The organism is Actinosynnema sp. NPDC020468 (genome assembly GCF_040642015.1).
In the GTDB taxonomy this organism is placed as follows: Bacteria; Actinomycetota; Actinomycetes; order Mycobacteriales; family Pseudonocardiaceae; genus Actinosynnema.
Window position 1 is genome coordinate 54,937 of record NZ_JBFAEO010000005.1, and the last position, 16,067, is coordinate 71,003.

Here is a 16,067-nt window from a genome sequence, read left to right on the forward strand (position 1 = left end):
ATTGCTCCCACATAGAATTGTTCAACAATCCTACCTCGAAACACCCACCCCGCGCCGCCACCAAAAGCCGAGAGCCGGGCCAGCCCGGCTGAGACGCACCGAAGAACGCCCACAACCGCACCCGGCGGGAAACCGCCCTCTAACCAACCCCACAACCGGCCTCGGCGAGGACCCACCCGCCCGCCGACCCCGCCCAGCGACCGTTCTCTGCGGAGACGCAACCACCTGCCGGACCCCGCCCGGCGACCGGGATCGGCGAAGACGTACCCATCGGCCCGTCCCCACAACCGCGTCCGGCGGCCACCTGCCCGCCCGGCCGCGCAACCGCCGCCGACGGAGATCCGCCAGCTCGCCCGACCGCGCAACCGCCGCAGATGGGGGCACGCCCGCCCGCCTGACCTCGCAACCGCCGCAGATGGGGGCACGCCCGCCCGCCTGACCTCGCATCCGCCGCAGATGGGGGCACGCCCGCTCGCCTGACCTCGCAACCAGCATCGGTGGAGACCTACTCGCCCGGCTGGCCCGGCGACCGGCATCGGTCGAGACGGACCCGCCCTCCCTGCTCAGCCACCGCGCCCGGCGGAGACACGACCACCCGCCCGGTCCCGCAACGACTGCCGGAGGGATTCGTGATCGCCCGCCTGGCCCCGCAACCGGCAACCGGCGCTGCGAGGACGTGATCGCCGACCCGGTCCGCAACCTCCACCCCTGCACTACCGGCGGGATCGTGATCGCGCGCTCTGCCTGCTCAACCGGCACTGCGGGCACGCGATCTCCAACCGGTCCGCGACTTCCGCCCTGCCACGACCGGTGGGATCGTGATCACGTGCTCGGCCTGCCCGACCGGCACTGTGGGCACGCGATCGCCGGCCGGTCCGCCATCTCCGCCCTGCCGCTATCGGCGGGATCGTGCGCTCGGCCCTGCCCCAACCCGCACTGCGGCGCGCGGTCGCCAGTCGGTCCGCGACCCCCCTGCCCCACCGGCGGGGCCGTGATCGTCCGCTCGGTCCGCTCAGCCGGCACCGCGCCGGCGCGATCGCCCGGGCCCGAAACCGCCGCTCGCCTGAATGCCCGCTTGGTCGGCTGAGGTCGGCCGCCGTTGGTTGCGCGGCGCGGCTCGAGCGTTGTCGGATTGTGGGTGTGTGGGATGGGGGGATTGTTGAACGATGGGGCGTGGGGATTGTGGAGCGTGGGGATTGTTGAACGAACGGCCTTCAGCCGACGACGCGGCGGAGGTGGGCCGAGGTGTGGGGCTGGAGGGGTTGGCCCACCATGGCGCGTTCCTCGACGTAGGCCAGGTCGCCGTTGTTGACCAGGCCGTACAGGCGCTGGGCGCCGGTCACTTCCTTGGCGGTGGCGGTGCGCACGACGGCGTCGGTGGTGAACTCCCACGACGTCTGGGTGCGCGGCGTGCCGTAGTACAGCTCCACGATGCCCGTGTTGTGGGTCAGCAGGACCTCGATCGTGTCGTCCGCCTGCGGACGCCAGAAACCCGTCTCCCGAGCCGCCGGCCGGATCACCTCGCCCGAGGCGTCCAACAACCACGACCGCGCCTCGTAATACAGGAACGGCCGCCCGTCGTGGGCGAAGGTCACCTGCTGGCCGAACCGGTACGGCCCGTCGATCGTCGGGTACACGACCTCGCCCTCACCCCGCCACACGCCCACCAGGGGCAGCAGGGCCAGGCAGGCGTCGTGCAGCGACGGCCCCTCGCGCAGGTTCGCGGTGTCCGCCGGGATCGGCAGGTCGTCGAACTGCGGGAGGTTGCGGGCACCGGTCACCGCCGCGCGGCCGGCCGCGGCGCGCACCGCCGCGTCGCCACTGCCCGGGGCGGGCGCGTTGTCGGTCACCGCTGGTCGGAGTACAGCCGGTACACGACGTACCCGGCGAACCACGTGATCAGCAGGGTGACGAACACCAGCAGGCCTGTGAAGAAGTGTTCCACCCGCCGAGGATATCGCCCCGACCCCCGACGCGAAGGACCCCGGTGGCCAACGCCACCGGGGTCCCGTCGAAAAAGCCGATCAGGCGACCGCGACCTCGACCGGGTGCACGCCCGGGCCGGACGCCGTCACCGAGGCCTGGCCGTTGCCGGAGCGGTGCAGGACGCGGATCGTCCACTCGCCCGGCGCCGCGTAGAAGCGGAAGTCGCCCTGCTCCGAGGACACGACCTCGGCGGTGAACTCGCCGGTCGAGTCCAGCAGCCGCACGAACGCGCCGCCGACGGGCTCGCCCGCCGCCTTCACCTTGCCGGTGAGCACGACCTCGGTCTCGCCGACCGCCACGTCCACACCCTGCTCGGGCGCGCCACAGCTGCTCATGCTCAGGCCTCCTTGCCGCTGCCGAGCTCGACCGGCACGCCGACCAGCGAGCCGTACTCGGTCCAGGAACCGTCGTAGTTCTTCACGTCCTCGTGGCCGAGCAGCTCGTGCAGCGCGAACCAGGTGTGCGAGGAGCGCTCGCCGATGCGGCAGTACGCGATGGTCTTGCGGGAGCCGTCGAAGCCGGCCTCGCCGTAGATCGCGGTCAGCTCGTCGTTCGACTTGAACGTGCCGTCCTCGTTCGCGGCCTTGCTCCACGGCACGTTGATCGCCGACGGGATGTGGCCGCCGCGCTGCGCCTGCTCCTGCGGCAGGTGGGCGGGCGCGAGGAGCTTGCCGGAGAACTCGTCGGGCGAGCGCACGTCGACCAGGTTCTTGTTGCCGATCGCGTCCACGACCTCGTCGCGGAACGCGCGGATCGCGTGGTTCTGCTCCTGCGCCTTGTAGGTGGTCTCCGCGCGGGACGGGACCTCCTTGTCCAGCGGACGCCCGTCGAGCTCCCACTTCTTGCGGCCGCCGTCGAGCAGCTTCACCGCGTCGTGGCCGTACAGCTTGAAGTACCAGTAGGCGTACGCGGCGAACCAGTTGTTGTTGCCGCCGTACAGGATCACCGTGTCGTCGTTGGAGATGCCCTTGGCGGACAGCAGCTTCTCGAAGCCGGCGCGGTCCACGAAGTCGCGGCGCACCTGGTCCTGGAGCTCGGTGCGCCAGTCGACGCGCACCGCGCCCGGGATGTGGCCACCCTCGTAGGCGGTGGTGTCCTCGTCGACCTCGACGAACACCACACCGTCGGTGTTCAGGTTCTCCTCCGACCAGGCGGCCGAGACCAGGACGTCTTCACGGCTCATCGAGCTGCTCCCTGTTTCCTTTGGTTACTACGACGGGTGTTTCTAGGTGCGGACGAGGGCTGGTGCGTAGCGGCGCAGGAGCAGGAACATCTCGCAGCCCAGGCACAGGCCGAGCGCGGCGTTGAGCAGCGCGGCGGCGAGCGCGAAGGACGTGGCGACCACTCCGAGCGCGGTGAGTCCGGTGGCGTACCCGATCGTCCCGACCACGGCGAACGCGAAGCCGACCGCCTGGGCGAACCTGAGCGGCGCGGCCTCCTCGCGTTCCGCGGAGGGCGCGAGGCGCGGCAGCACGGCGACCCGGAAGACCTGCGTCCACGGGTTCCACCGCAGCGAGCCGAACGCGCCGAGCGCGAAGACGACCGCCTGCAACGCGAGCAGCCACCACCACGACGTGAGCAGCACGACCACCAGCACGGCGGCGGTGGCCCACGCGGTGAAGCGCGGTCCTCGCGGGTCTACGGGGGCATCCTTCGGCACGGCGAACCTCCTGACGGGGACATGGGGTCCGGATCAGGCGGTAACCACGGGCGGCCTTCCACCGTTAGACGGGTGGGAGCGCCGCCGGGGACCGCCCGGTCAGCTCGCCGCGCGACACAGGCTGCTGCGCACGCGGCACAGGTCCACCGCGAGGCGCTTGGTCAGCAGCGTGGTCATGGCGTCGAGGGTAGCCCGTCGTCCCTGCTGTCGGGAGTGGCGTCCACAACATGGGAGATCGCTGGTTCACCCGTTCGGTCGGGGCAGATGTGAGCGAAGCGCATCGATCAGCTCGCCGGTTTTCGGAACGCCGCCGACCCGCAACAGCTCCACCCCGGACGGCGTCAGCGCGAGCGTGGTCGGGGTCCGCAGCACGCCCAGCCCGGTCGCGACCTCCGGCCGGTCGGTGACGTCCAGCTCCACGTGCCGCAACCCGTCGGTGCGCGCGGCGAGGTCGGTCAGCAGCGCCTTCGTCTGCCGGCACGGCGTGCAGAAGGTCGTGGACAGCTGCACCAGCGTGACCGGCGCGGCCGGGTCGAGCAGCGCGCGCACCGGCTCGGGCAGCGCGACCTCGCGGCCCGCGCGCACCCGCCCGTCGCGCACCTTCTTCACCACGCCGACCGCGGCGACCAGCACCGCGACCGCCACCACCGCCCACACACCGGTCATCGTCAGCCGCCGTTCCCGTCCAGGGGGATGTCGTTGATGGTGCCCTCGACGGTCAGCGCGCCGCTCTCCACCCGCACCGCCGTCGGCGTCACGGTGAACGGCAGCACGCCGGGGTCGATCTCGACGCTCAGCGCCTGCTTGACCACGCCGAGCACCTCGGCGAGCCCGGCCAGCGACGTGTCGTCCAGCTGCACGTCGTTCGCGGTGATCTGCACCTTGCCGCCGTTGAGCGACACGGTGCCGTAGGCGGTGATGCGCAGCTTGCGGCCGGCCAGCGTGGTGTTGCCGCTCAGCTTCACCGCCGCCGCGGTCGGCGTGGGCGTCGCGTCGGGCGCCTGCTCGGTGCGGGTGTCCGGCTCGATCGCCATGTCGGTGAACGGCGTGACCTGGTTGACCACCCGGTTCAGGTCCGAGGCCTTGATCTTGACGCTGCCCTTGACCTGGTCGATCCGCCCGCCCTTGGTGTTGCCCGCGAGCAGGTCGGACAGGCCGATCCGGACGTGGTAGAGGTTCGCCCTGATCTCCAGGTCGCGCAGCTTGTCGGCCACCGGCACGCCGGCCGCGCTGATCTCGATGTCCTTGTAGTCACCGCCGAGCGCCTGGGTGAGGAACGGGAAGCCGTTGATCCGCACGTCCGGGTCCTCGCTCAACCCGAACTTCTGCCGCATCTTCTGCGCCACCTGGTACTCGCCCGCCGCCGCCAGCCCGAAGTCGGCGGCGACCAGCAGCGCCCCGAGCACCAGCAGCGTGATGATCAGCTTGCGGCCGCGGGCGGGGCGGCGCTTCGTCTTGGCCACGGGGGCGCTCATCGACTTCCTTCGGTTGCGTGGTCCAGCCAGCGGGCGATCCGGTCGACCAGGGCGGGCGTCATCGCCGACTCGGCGTGCCGGACGCCCGGCTCCAGCCACAGCTCGGCGCCGCCGCCTGCCGCGCGGTGCAGCGCGACGCCGTGCTCCGGACCGAAGTAGTGGTCCTGCTCACCGTGCACGAACAGCAGTGGGGTGGGCGTCACGCGGTGCACGACCTCCAGCGGGCTCTCCGGCGCGGTCGTCCACGGCGGACCCAGTCGCACGCCCAGCGCGCGGGCGGCGAGCCTGCCGTGGGGCTGTTCGAGCAGCCAGTGCACCCGGCGCATGGCGACCGTGTCGCGCACCCACCACCTGCTGGGACTGCTGACCGCCGCCACCGCGTCCGGTTTGTCCGGGTGCAGCGCGGCGTGCCGAAGCGCGACCGAAGCGCCCATGGAGAACCCGACCACCACCACGCGTCGGTACCCGAGGTCGCGGGCCAGCGAAACACCGGCGGCGATGTCGTGGACCTCGTCACCGCCCACCGAGGACCGGCCGTCGGACCGGCCGTGCCCGCGGAAGTCCAGCGCGACCACGCCGCCGTGCCGGGCGAACCGCTCCAGCACCCGGCGCACGTACGGCTTGCGCACGTGGTTGGTGAAGCCGTGACCGACCACGAAGGCCAGGTCCGTCACGGACGGTGTCGAGCGGACGTGCACGCCGCGCAGCAGCACGGCGTCGTGTGACAAGGACGTAACAGGGGTGACGCTCGTGGAAACAACTGTGACCCTGGCCTGTTGACCTGGGTCTTTCGTCGTGTGCACCGGTATCGTCTCCGTCATCCGCAGGCAACGGGGCCCGGTCACCGTACTTCGCCTTGCCTGGTCCGGTGACCAGACACCGGCCGAACAGGAGGGCGCCCGCGATGAGCATCGACGTGCTGCTGCTGACAACCGACCCCGACCCCGAGGCGGTGCTGCCCGCGCTGGCGCTGCTCCCGCACGAGGTCAGGCCGTTGCGCCCCGAGGTTTCGGCCCTGCTGGAGGCCGGTCCGCACGACGTCGTGCTGGTGGACGCGCGCACCGACCTGGTCGGCGCCCGGGGCCTGTGCCGACTGCTCGACTCGTCCGGTGTCGACGTGCCGGTCGTCGCGGTGGTCACGGAGGGTGGCCTGGTCGCGGTGAATTCGGACTGGAGCGTGGACGAGATCCTGCTGCCGACCTCCGGCCCGGCCGAGGTGGACGCCCGGCTGCGGCTGGTGCGCTCCCGGCGCGGCGCGAGCCGTCCCGACGGCGACGGTTCCATCCAGCTCGGCGAGCTGGTCATCGACGAGGCGACCTACACCGCCCGGCTGCGCGGCCGTCCGCTCGACCTCACCTACAAGGAGTTCGAGCTGCTGAAGTACCTGGCGCAGCACGCCGGTCGGGTGTTCACCCGCGCGCAGCTGCTCCAGGAGGTGTGGGGCTACGACTTCTTCGGCGGCACCCGCACCGTGGACGTGCACGTGCGACGGCTGCGCGCCAAGCTCGGCCCCGAGCACGAGTCGCTGATCGGCACCGTGCGCAACGTGGGCTACAAGTTCGTCCGCCCGCCGCGCCCGGGCGCCCGTCGCGGCTCCGTCGAGCACAGCGACGACACCGCGCACCGGGACGAGGAACTCAGCCGAGTGCGCTGACGCTCGGCTAACCTCGATCTTGTGCCTTCCCTGACGTGGTTCGACGCGCCGTCCCCCGAGCAGGTCGACGAGATCACCGACCTGCTCGGGGGAGCCCACGAGGTCGACGGCGTGGCCCCGGTGGGCGAGGCCGTCGTGCTGCGGCTGCGGCCCGGCGCGACGGGCAGCGCCCACCTGCTCGCGGTCGAGGGCGGCGTGCTCGTCGGCTACCTGCACCTGGACGTGGCGGGCGACGCCGACGGCAACCCGGTCGCGGAGCTGGCCGTGCGCCCGGAGCACCGGCGGCGCGGCGTGGGTCGCGCGCTGGTCGAGGCGCTGCTCGAGCGGGCACCGGGCGTGCGGGTCTGGGCGCACGGCGGTCACCCCGGCGCGGTCGCGCTGGCCGCCCGGCTCGGGTTCGCGAAGGTGCGCGAGCTGCTCAAGCTGCGCCGGCCGCTGGCCGACCTGCCCGAGGCGGTGCTGCCGGCGCACGTGGCGCTGCGCGCGTTCGTGCCCGGTCGGGACGAGGAGGCCGTGGTGCGGGTCAACGCGCGGGCGTTCTCCTGGCACCCCGAGCAGGGCTCGATGAGCGTGGAGGACGTGCGGCGCAAGGAGGCCGAGCCGTGGTTCGACGCGGAGGGCTTCCTGCTCGCGGTCGACGCGGACGACGTGCTGCTCGGTTTCCACTGGACGAAGCGGCAGTCCGACGAGCTGGGCGAGGTCTACGTGGTGGGTGTGGACCCGGATGCGCAGGGTGGTGGGTTGGGCAAGGCTCTTACCCTGGCCGGACTTTCCTACCTTCGTGGCCAGGGACTACGGACCGTGATGCTCTACGTGGAAGCCGATAACGCTCCGGCCCTGTCCGTGTACACCCGGTTGGGGTTTGCGACCTGGGACTCCGATGCTCAGTACGCCCGGTAGTGACAAACCTGTCACGCGACGCAAACGCCCAGGTCACGGGGTCACCCTAACGGCGGTGTGACTAGTCACCTCCCGTGTGGAGTTCACCTCTCGTTCACTTCCTCCTCGGTGCCTGTCCACCATCGCTACCTACCGTCCGTGGCGAGCGGCGAAACGCGTCGCCCAGCTTCCGTATGGTGGAGGAACCCACGTGAAGACCCAGCGGCACGGCGCCGTTTTCGGCCTGCTCGCGGCCGGTGCGCTTCTGCTCACCGCTTGTGGCAGCGACAACAACGCCCCGACGGGCGGCACGTCCGCGACGGCAGGTTCGACCACAGCGGCCGCCGTCAAGCCGGAGTGCGGTGGCAAGCCGAAGCTGAGCGCTGAGGGCTCGTCCGCCCAGAAGAACGCGGTCGACTCCTTCGTCCAGGCGTACAAGGCGGCCTGCGCCGGCCAGGACCTCGCGTACAACGCGTCCGGTTCCGGTGCGGGTGTCAAGAACTTCAACGCCGGTCAGGTCGACTTCGCCGGCTCCGACTCGGCCCTGAACAAGGACAAGGGCGAGGTGGACGCCGCCGCCACGCGCTGCAAGTCCAACCCGGCCTGGAACCTCCCGCTGGTGTTCGGCCCGGTCGCCATCGGCTACAAGCTCGACGGCGTGAAGGACCTCGTCGTCAACGGCGACGTCACGGCCAAGATCTTCAACGGCACCATCAAGAAGTGGAACGACGCGGCCATCAAGGCGCTGAACTCCAGCGCGACGCTGCCGGACAAGGACATCAAGGTCGTCTACCGGTCCGACGAGGCCGGCACGACGGACAACTTCCAGAAGTACCTGAAGACCGCCTCCAAGGGCGCGTGGACCCAGGGCGACGGCAAGGCCTTCAAGGGTGGCGTCGGCGAGGGCAAGGAGAAGTCCGCCGGTGTCGCGCAGGCCGTCGCGTCCGTCGACGGTGCGGTGACCTACGTCGAGCTGTCGTTCGCGCAGGACAACAAGCTGTCGATCGCCAAGATCGACGCCGGTCAGGGCGCGGTCGAGCTGTCCGACACCACGGTCGGCAAGGCCATCGAGGGCGCGAAGATCAAGGGCGAGGGCAACGACCTGGTCCTGGACCTCGACTCGATCTACGGCACCACCGCCTCGGGCGCGTACCCGCTGGTCCTCGCGACCTACGAGATCGTCTGCTCGAAGGGCTACGACGCCGACACCGCCAAGGCCGTCAAGGCGTTCCTCACGGTGGCCGCGACCACCGGCCAGGACAGCCTGACCGCCGCGGGCTACGCGCCGCTGCCCAAGGCGTTCCAGGACAAGGTCCTGACCGCCATCAAGGCGATCGCCTGATTCCCCGTTAGATTCCAGGCGACGTCGCAGCGATGAACGACCGCACCGTGGCCAAGAGCCCCGCGGGCACCGGTACTGCCGGTGCCCGCGAGGGCTCGCCCGCCGCACGATCCGACTCGGAGGCTCCGATTCCCCCGACCACGGAAGCCGAACAGAACTCTCCCCACGTCCGGCCGGGCGACCGGATCTTCCGCGGTCTGGCCACGGGCTCGGGCGTTTTCATCGTGGTCCTCATCGGGGCCATCGGCCTGTTCCTCCTCATCCAGGCCATCCCGTCGCTGGCACTCGACCAGGTCAACTTCCTGACCAGTCGCGAGTGGTCGACCGGCGACGTCAACAACATGCGGTACGGCATCCTGGACCTGCTCCTCGTGACCGTGGTGTCCGCCGCGCTCGCCCTGGTGATCGCGATGCCGATCGCCCTGGGCATCGCGCTGTTCCTCACCCAGTACGCGCCGCGCAAGTTCGCCCGGCCGTTCGCGTACGTGATCGACCTGCTCGCCGCGGTCCCCTCGATCATCTTCGGTCTGTGGGGCCTGTTCGTGCTCGGCCCGAACCTCACGCCGATCGGCGAGTGGCTGGTCGACACGCTCGGCTTCATCCCGCTGTTCGCCAAGGGCAACGTGAGCATCGAGCTGGGCGGCACGATCTTCACCGCCGGCATCGTGCTCGCGGTCATGATCCTGCCGATCATCACCGCCGTGTCCCGCGAGGTCTTCGACCGGACCCCGCCGCAGCACATCGAGGGCGCGATCGCGCTCGGCGCCACCAAGTGGGAGGTCGTGCGCACGACCGTCCTGCCGTTCGGCAAGGCCGGTTACGTGTCCGCCTCGATGCTCGGCCTCGGCCGCGCGCTCGGCGAGACCATCGCGCTGACCATCATCCTGAGCAGCACCTCCGCCGCGTTCGGCTGGAGCCTGTTCGACGGTGGCGCGACCTTCGCCTCCAAGATCGCGCTGGCCGCGCCGGAGTTCAACGACCCGCGCTCGGCGGGCGCCTACATCGCCGCCGGTCTGGTGCTGTTCGTGCTGACCTTCCTGGTCAACGCGCTGGCCAGGTCCATCGTCGCCGGTCGCAAGGAGTACGAGTGAGCACCGACACGGCGGACCTGAACCGCCTCGCGACGCCGCCCACGTTCCAGAGCGTCAGCGGCGCCCGGAAGTTCAAGAACGGCTTCGCGACCTTCCTGGTCGGTCTGGCCTTCGCGATCGCCGTCGTCCCCCTGGTGTGGGTGCTCTACACGGTGATCCAGCGCGGTCTGCCCGTCGTGCTCGACGCCGACTGGTGGCAGAAGTCGCTGTCCGGCCTGCTGTCCCGGCAGAAGGGCGGCGGTGTCTACCACGCGATCTACGGCACCATCGTGCAGGCGCTGGTCTGCGGCGTCCTCTCGGTGCCGATCGGCCTGTTCATCGCGGTCTACCTGGTCGAATACGGCGGCCGGTCGCGGCTGTCCAAGGCGACCACGTTCATGGTCGACATCCTCACCGGTGTCCCCTCGATCGTCGCCGCGCTGTTCGTCTACTCGCTGTGGATCACCACGTTCGGCTTCGGCCGCAGTGGTTTCGCCGTGTCGCTGGCCCTGGTGCTGCTGATGGTGCCGGTCATCGTGCGGACCACCGAGGAGATGCTGAAGATCGTCCCGGACGAGCTGCGCGAGGCGTCCTACGCGCTGGGCATCCCCAAGTGGAAGACGATCGTGAAGATCGTCATCCCGACGGCGCTGTCCGGCATCCTGACCGGTGTGATGCTCGCCCTGGCCCGCGTGATGGGCGAGACGGCGCCGGTCCTGGTGCTCGCCGCGTACGCGCCGTTCATCAACTACAACCTGTTCGACGGTCCGATGGCGTCGCTGCCGCTGCTCATGACCGCGGAGCGGAACAACCCGACGGACGCCGGCTTCGACCGGATCTGGGGTGCCGCGATCACCCTCGTCCTGATCATCACCCTGTTCAACCTGCTGGCGACCGTGATCTCGCGGTGGCTGGCCCCGAAGACGAAGTGAGCGGGCGATGGCCAAGCGCATCGACGTCAAGGACCTGAATCTCTTCTACGGCAAGTTCCACGCCGTCGACAACGTCTCGCTCGCCGTGCCGCCGAAGAACGTGACCGCGTTCATCGGCCCGTCGGGTTGCGGCAAGTCGACCGTGCTGCGCTCGCTGAACCGCATGCACGAGGTCGCCACGGGCGCCCGCGTCGAGGGCAAGGTGCTGCTGGACGGCGAGGACATCTACGCCTCCACCATCGACCCGGTGCAGGTCCGCCGCACCATCGGCATGGTCTTCCAGCGCCCGAACCCGTTCCCCACGATGTCGATCCGCGACAACGTGGTGGCGGGCCTGAAGCTGGCCGGCGTCAAGAACAAGAAGCAGCTGGACGAGGTCGCCGAGCGCTCGCTGCGCGGCGCGAACCTGTGGAACGAGGTCAAGGACCGCCTCGACCGCCCGGGTGGCGGCCTGTCGGGCGGTCAGCAGCAGCGTCTGTGCATCGCGCGCGCGATCGCCGTGCAGCCCGACGTCCTGCTGATGGACGAGCCGTGCTCCGCTCTGGACCCGATCTCGACCCTGGCGGTCGAGGATCTGATCACGGAGCTGAAGAAGGAGTACACGATCGTCATCGTGACCCACAACATGCAGCAGGCGGCGCGGGTCAGCGACCAGACGGCGTTCTTCAACCTGATGGGCGTCGGCCAGCCGGGCCGCCTCATCGAGATCGACGACACGGAGAAGATCTTCTCCAACCCGAGCCAGAAGGCCACGGAGGACTACATCTCCGGCCGCTTCGGCTGATCCACCCCGGCACCACCCGAGAAGCCCTCCCACCCGCTGCCGCAGGTGGGAGGGCTTCTCGCTCGTCCGGGTGATGCCACCCGGCGGAACCGGGTGTATGCCATGGACGTCATAGTCGAGACATCGTTCCGGCACGCGCGGTAACGTGCAGGCCGGAAATGTGCGATCGGCAGGGGGTTCGTGGTGGCGCCAGCGGAGGCGTGGAGCGCGCAGTCCATGCAGTCCATGACGGCCGACATGCGTGGCCTGAAGCAGGCCGCCGATTCCGGCTCGTTCGCGATCAGCGAGGCCGGCGCGCAGGCCTACGTCAAGGCCATCGGCGACGCCCTGAGTGATCTCCGGAAGATGGAGTCGAGCCTCATCGACCTCCAGCAGGCGACCAAGCTCGGCACCAGCCCGGACGCCGTCTCGATGAGCCGCTACAACGTGGAGAGCGCGAACGGCGGCGCGGGGACCACGGGTATCGTGCCTGCGGTCAACCAGCTGCGAGACGCCCTCCTCGACGCACAAGCCGCGATGCAGAAGGCCGTCGAGAACTACCGGAACGTCGACGACGGTCACGCGAACAACCTGAAGCGATACTGAGGTGAGGGTTCAGTTGACCAGGACCACGGCTGTCCGAGTGGCCGCGCCGCTCTTGCTGCTCGGTGTCGTCCTCGCCGGGTGCACCACCGACGAACCCGGGAACGCGACCGCCGGCACGACGACCGCGGGCACGAGCGCGGCGGCCACCACGACGAAGAGCGTGCCGACCACGACCGCTTCGAGCGGTCCGTCGTTGGCGGACGTGAAGACCTGCGACATCTACCGGGAGCTGGCAAGCCAACTCGGCCTGTCCAAGATCGAGCAGGCGGACAAGGACAGCTGCTACGCCGACGTGTCCGCGAGCGAGTCCGTGCAGTTCGACCTGCACCCCGACAAGGGCCTGGCGGACTACGTCAAGAACGCCCAGACCGAGGTCTCGGAGACCACCGTCAATGGTCGCAAGGCGCTGTTGGCGAAGAAAGCGCTGACCTCCACCTCGTGCGTGGTGGCGATCGAGGTCACGGCGAAGTCGCGCGTGGACTTCGTCGGCACGTCGAACGACTCGCTCGACAAGTCGTGTGAGAACGCGCAGAAGGTCGCGAAGGCCGTCGAGCCGAAGTTGCCCAAGTAACAGCCAGGTCAGTCGGGAAGGAGAAGAGCCGTGGCATCGCCGAACTCGTCGCAGCAGCCGCAGCCCAACAGCCAGGCGTCGCGCACCACGTACGCCGGCCAGAACGACGCGCAGTTGCGTGCCGAGTACGAGCAGGCGCAGAAGGACAACCCCGGCGTCTTCACCACCATCTTCGACTACATCAAGTACAAGCAGCAGTCCCAGCAGTACCAGGACAAGCAGGAGCAGAGCCTGGAGCAGGTGGTCGAGAACTTCCGGCCGCCGATGGCGCCCGCCGGGTCGTTCTACATGGGTTACGACCACCCGGCGCTCAAGTCCATGGTCAACGACAACATGGACCCGGCGATGGCCAACCAGCAGGGCGAGGCCTGGAACAAGCTGGGCAACACGCTGGTCGACCTCCAGGCCAACCTGAGCACCGCCACGGCCGCGAGCAAGGACGCCTGGCAGGGCAAGGCCGCGTCCGCCGCGCAGGGGTACTTCACCAACGTGGCCACGTGGTCGGGCAACGCGGCGCAGGGGGCGCAGCTCACCGGGAACAAGCTCTACACCCAGAGCACGGCCGCCGAGCAGGCCAAGAACAACATGCCGGAACCGGTCGACTTCAGCACGGCCGACGCGTACAAGATGTTCTTCGCCGAGCCCAACCCGTTCAAGTGGGCCGACACGGTCGACAAGATCGAGCAGAAGTTCGAGGAGAAGCAGCAGGCCCACGAGCGGGCGGCCGAGGTGATGACGACCATGTCCACCTCGTTCCAGGAGTCCGGGTCCACGATGCCCGCGTTCTCCGCGCCGCCCGCCATGCAGGGCTCGGGCAGCGGCGACGGCGACACCGACACCAACGGGACCGGTGACGGGATCGGGAAGCGGCCCTCGGTGGGCGTGCCCAACGGCACCGGCAACACGGGCAACCCCAACGTCGTCCTCCCCGGCGGCAGCACCTTCAACGAGGGCGGCGGCAACACCAACCTCACCGGCGTCGGCACCTTCCCGGGCACCGGCACCGGGAACCTGCCCGGCGGCGGCACGCTGCCCTCGGGCACTCCCGGCGGCACGCCCGGAATCCCCGGCACGCCAGGGCTTCCCGGTGGCGGCGGCGTGCTGCCGCCCGGCGTGAACCCGCCCGGCACGACGCCGCCCGGGACCCGTCCCGGCACGCGTCCGGGCGGGCTGCCCGGTGGCGCGCGACCCGGCACGGGCGGGTTGTCCGGTCGGGTGCCCGGCGCCGGCGGCGCGGGCGGTGGTGGTGGCGCCGGCCGTGGTGGACTCGGTGGTCTCGGCGGCGGGGTTCCCGGCGGCAAGGGCGGTTTCGGCCCCGGTGGCGGTGGTTTCGGGCCCGGTGGCACGGCGACGGGTTCGCTGCCCGAGGGCGGGCGCAGCGGTGCCGGCGGGTTCGGGCCGAACGCCGCGGGCGGTCTCGCGGGTGCGGGTGCCGGCGCGGCCGGTGGGCGTGGCGCGGCGGGCATGGGCGGCATGGGTGGCGCCGGTGGCCGCGGTGGTGAGGGCGAGGAGGACAAGGAGCACAAGTCCGCCTCGTACCTGGTCGAGACCGAGGACGTCTTCGGTGACGGCACCATGGTCGCGCCGCCGGTCATCGGCGGGTGAGCGTGTTCCAGTTCGCCCTGTCCCTGGCGGCCGCCGACATCCTCTGGGAGGACCTGGAGCTCGGCAGCCGGCCCTACCCGTTCGACTTCCCCTACCTGGGACAGACCTTCGACGAGCGGCGCGGCATCCGCGGCGCCGTGCACCGGGACCTGGAATCGCGCGGCCTGATGTCGCGCGGCCGGGTCGTGCCGGAGGTCGAGGAGGCGCTGAACCTGTTGGTGCGCTTCGACTTCTCGCTCAACGCGATCGCGTCGCTGGACGCGCGCAACGTCGAGCGGCAACTGCTGGCGCGGGCCGGCGCGAAGGGCGAGCACGCCGCGATCGCGGTGCTGGACGAACGCCAGTTGAAGGTCGACCTGATCCGCTCGGGTCAGCTGGTGCGCACCGTCGTGGACCTGGTGCCGCCGTCCCGACCCGGTCCCGGCCAGTCGATCACGGTCGCGATGCCGGGTTCCGCGCCGCCGCCGCCACCGCGCAGGGACGAGGACTTCGGCGAGGCCACGTTCACCCGCGCGATGACGCCGACGAGCGGTGACGCGACGCAGACCCGCGCGTTGCAGGCGGTGTTCGAGCGGCCCCGGTTGCGGGCCGGGCAGTTCGGCGTCACGGTCCGCGGCCGGCACGGTCGGGAGTCGCGCGCGCCGCAGGTGGCGTGGTTCGACAACGACCAGGGTCGGTACATGGCCCAGACGCGACAGGGGCAGGACGGCCGAAAATGGCTCACCCACGCCCCTGCCGACAACCCGCGCATCGCCGTCCAGCTCACCCAGGAGCTGACCGGCCTGCTCGGTTAAACCTCGTCGGAACCGCCGTAGCCGGGCATCCGACCCGTGACGACGAAGACGGTCCGCTTGGCCACCGACACCGCGTGGTCGGCGAACCGCTCGTAGAACCGGCCGAGCAGGGTGGTGTCGACGGCGGACGGGACGCCGTGCTCCCACTCCTTGTCCATGATCACGGTGAACAGGTGGCGGTGCAGGTCGTCCATCGCGTCGTCCGCGTCCTCGAGCGAACGCGCCCGCGCGACGTCCTGGGTGCGGATGATGTCGGTGGCCTCGCGCGCCAGGTGGACCGCGATGCGACCCATCTCCGCGAAGTACGGCTTGACGTTCTCCGCGAGCACCGGGTTCGGGTGGCGGCGACGAGCTGCCTTCGCCACGTGCAGGGCGAGATCACCCATGCGCTCCACGCTTTCCGCGGCGTGGATCACCGCGAGCACGGTGCGCAGGTCGGTCGCCACCGGCGCCTGGAGGGCGAGCAGGGCGTACGCCTGCTCCTCGATGCTCGACCGGACGTCGTCGATCTTGACGTCGTCGCCGATCACCTGTTCGGCGAGGCCGAGGTCTGCCCCGAGCAACGCCGAGGTGGCGCGCTCCATTGCGTCACCGGCCATCGCGCACATGTCGGCGAGCCGTTCCGCGAGTTGTCCGAGCTGGTCATGGTAGGCCTCACGCATGGGGGCAGCCTACGTCGAGGTGGTCGCGGCAGCGACCCACCTCGGTGAACCGAAGATGAACCCGAAGC

General features: G+C 70.3%; 19 protein-coding genes. 10 read left to right on the forward strand and 9 right to left on the reverse strand.

Going from position 1 to position 16,067, the window contains the following annotated elements:
• Window positions 1–1,214 precede the first annotated feature (1,214 nt).
• From AB0G50_RS06125 to AB0G50_RS06160, 8 genes are all read right to left on the reverse strand, one after another.
• Entirely contained in the window at window positions 1,215–1,850 is a 636-nt protein-coding gene (locus AB0G50_RS06125) for an FABP family protein (RefSeq protein ID WP_360102833.1), read from the reverse strand.
• Window positions 1,851–2,024: 174 nt separating this feature from the next.
• Window positions 2,025–2,321, reverse strand: a complete 297-nt coding sequence (locus AB0G50_RS06130) for a DUF1416 domain-containing protein (RefSeq protein WP_360102835.1) — start codon at window positions 2,319–2,321, stop codon at window positions 2,025–2,027.
• 2 nt (window positions 2,322–2,323) lie between these two features.
• The gene (locus AB0G50_RS06135; protein ID WP_360102837.1) at window positions 2,324–3,169 is read right to left on the reverse strand and encodes a sulfurtransferase; all 846 of its coding nucleotides are present in this window, start codon (window positions 3,167–3,169) and stop codon (window positions 2,324–2,326) included.
• A 42-nt stretch (window positions 3,170–3,211) separates the two neighbouring features.
• On the reverse strand, window positions 3,212–3,646 hold the full coding sequence (locus AB0G50_RS06140) for a DUF4395 domain-containing protein (RefSeq protein WP_360102839.1): 435 nt from the start codon (window positions 3,644–3,646) through the stop codon (window positions 3,212–3,214).
• Window positions 3,647–3,745: 99 nt separating this feature from the next.
• The gene (locus AB0G50_RS06145) at window positions 3,746–3,823 is read right to left on the reverse strand and encodes a putative leader peptide (protein ID WP_360103130.1); all 78 of its coding nucleotides are present in this window, start codon (window positions 3,821–3,823) and stop codon (window positions 3,746–3,748) included.
• A gap of 66 nt (window positions 3,824–3,889) precedes the next feature.
• Entirely contained in the window at window positions 3,890–4,312 is a 423-nt protein-coding gene (locus tag AB0G50_RS06150; RefSeq protein WP_360102841.1) for a thioredoxin family protein, read from the reverse strand.
• Between the two features lie 2 nt (window positions 4,313–4,314).
• Window positions 4,315–5,121 (reverse strand): DUF2993 domain-containing protein, encoded by an 807-nt coding sequence (locus AB0G50_RS06155; RefSeq protein ID WP_360102843.1) that lies wholly within the window; start codon window positions 5,119–5,121, stop codon window positions 4,315–4,317.
• Window positions 5,118–5,849, reverse strand: a complete 732-nt coding sequence (locus AB0G50_RS06160; protein ID WP_360102845.1) for an alpha/beta fold hydrolase — start codon at window positions 5,847–5,849, stop codon at window positions 5,118–5,120. The genes AB0G50_RS06155 and AB0G50_RS06160 overlap by 4 nt, the downstream gene beginning before the upstream one ends.
• 176 nt (window positions 5,850–6,025) lie before the next feature.
• On the opposite strand from AB0G50_RS06160, the gene AB0G50_RS06165 reads away from it, so the two are divergent.
• The 10 genes from AB0G50_RS06165 to AB0G50_RS06210 all read left to right on the forward strand — a co-directional run bounded on the left by AB0G50_RS06165 (window position 6,026) and on the right by AB0G50_RS06210 (window position 15,337).
• Window positions 6,026–6,775 (forward strand): response regulator transcription factor, encoded by a 750-nt coding sequence (locus AB0G50_RS06165; protein WP_360102847.1) that lies wholly within the window; start codon window positions 6,026–6,028, stop codon window positions 6,773–6,775.
• A 21-nt stretch (window positions 6,776–6,796) separates the two neighbouring features.
• Window positions 6,797–7,675: a mycothiol synthase gene (gene mshD, locus AB0G50_RS06170; protein WP_360102849.1), complete on the forward strand. Its 879-nt coding sequence runs from the start codon at window positions 6,797–6,799 to the stop codon at window positions 7,673–7,675.
• A 190-nt stretch (window positions 7,676–7,865) separates the two neighbouring features.
• Window positions 7,866–8,996 carry a phosphate ABC transporter substrate-binding protein PstS gene (pstS, locus tag AB0G50_RS06175; RefSeq protein ID WP_360102851.1) on the forward strand — a complete coding sequence of 377 codons (1,131 nt, stop codon included), beginning with the start codon at window positions 7,866–7,868 and terminating at the stop codon, window positions 8,994–8,996.
• A gap of 32 nt (window positions 8,997–9,028) precedes the next feature.
• A complete protein-coding gene (gene pstC, locus AB0G50_RS06180; RefSeq protein ID WP_360102853.1) occupies window positions 9,029–10,087 on the forward strand; it encodes a phosphate ABC transporter permease subunit PstC in 1,059 nt (352 codons plus the stop codon).
• The gene (gene pstA / locus AB0G50_RS06185; protein ID WP_360102855.1) at window positions 10,084–10,998 is read left to right on the forward strand and encodes a phosphate ABC transporter permease PstA; all 915 of its coding nucleotides are present in this window, start codon (window positions 10,084–10,086) and stop codon (window positions 10,996–10,998) included. The genes pstC and pstA overlap by 4 nt, the downstream gene beginning before the upstream one ends.
• Window positions 10,999–11,005: 7 nt before the next feature.
• Window positions 11,006–11,782 carry a phosphate ABC transporter ATP-binding protein PstB gene (gene pstB / locus AB0G50_RS06190; protein WP_360102857.1) on the forward strand — a complete coding sequence of 259 codons (777 nt, stop codon included), beginning with the start codon at window positions 11,006–11,008 and terminating at the stop codon, window positions 11,780–11,782.
• Between the two features lie 216 nt (window positions 11,783–11,998).
• Window positions 11,999–12,367, forward strand: a complete 369-nt coding sequence (locus tag AB0G50_RS06195; RefSeq protein ID WP_360102858.1) for a hypothetical protein — start codon at window positions 11,999–12,001, stop codon at window positions 12,365–12,367.
• Window positions 12,368–12,404: 37 nt separating this feature from the next.
• Complete coding sequence (locus AB0G50_RS06200) at window positions 12,405–12,938, forward strand: DUF3558 family protein (protein WP_360102860.1); 534 nt, start codon at window positions 12,405–12,407, stop codon at window positions 12,936–12,938.
• 30 nt (window positions 12,939–12,968) lie between these two features.
• Window positions 12,969–14,543: a hypothetical protein gene (locus tag AB0G50_RS06205; RefSeq protein WP_360102862.1), complete on the forward strand. Its 1,575-nt coding sequence runs from the start codon at window positions 12,969–12,971 to the stop codon at window positions 14,541–14,543.
• Window positions 14,540–15,337 (forward strand): ESX secretion-associated protein EspG, encoded by a 798-nt coding sequence (locus tag AB0G50_RS06210; protein WP_360102864.1) that lies wholly within the window; start codon window positions 14,540–14,542, stop codon window positions 15,335–15,337. The genes AB0G50_RS06205 and AB0G50_RS06210 overlap by 4 nt, the downstream gene beginning before the upstream one ends.
• Here the strand turns inward: AB0G50_RS06210 and phoU are convergent.
• Window positions 15,334–15,999: a phosphate signaling complex protein PhoU gene (gene phoU / locus AB0G50_RS06215; RefSeq protein ID WP_360102866.1), complete on the reverse strand. Its 666-nt coding sequence runs from the start codon at window positions 15,997–15,999 to the stop codon at window positions 15,334–15,336. The genes AB0G50_RS06210 and phoU overlap by 4 nt on opposite strands.
• Between the last annotated feature and the right edge of the window lie 68 nt (window positions 16,000–16,067).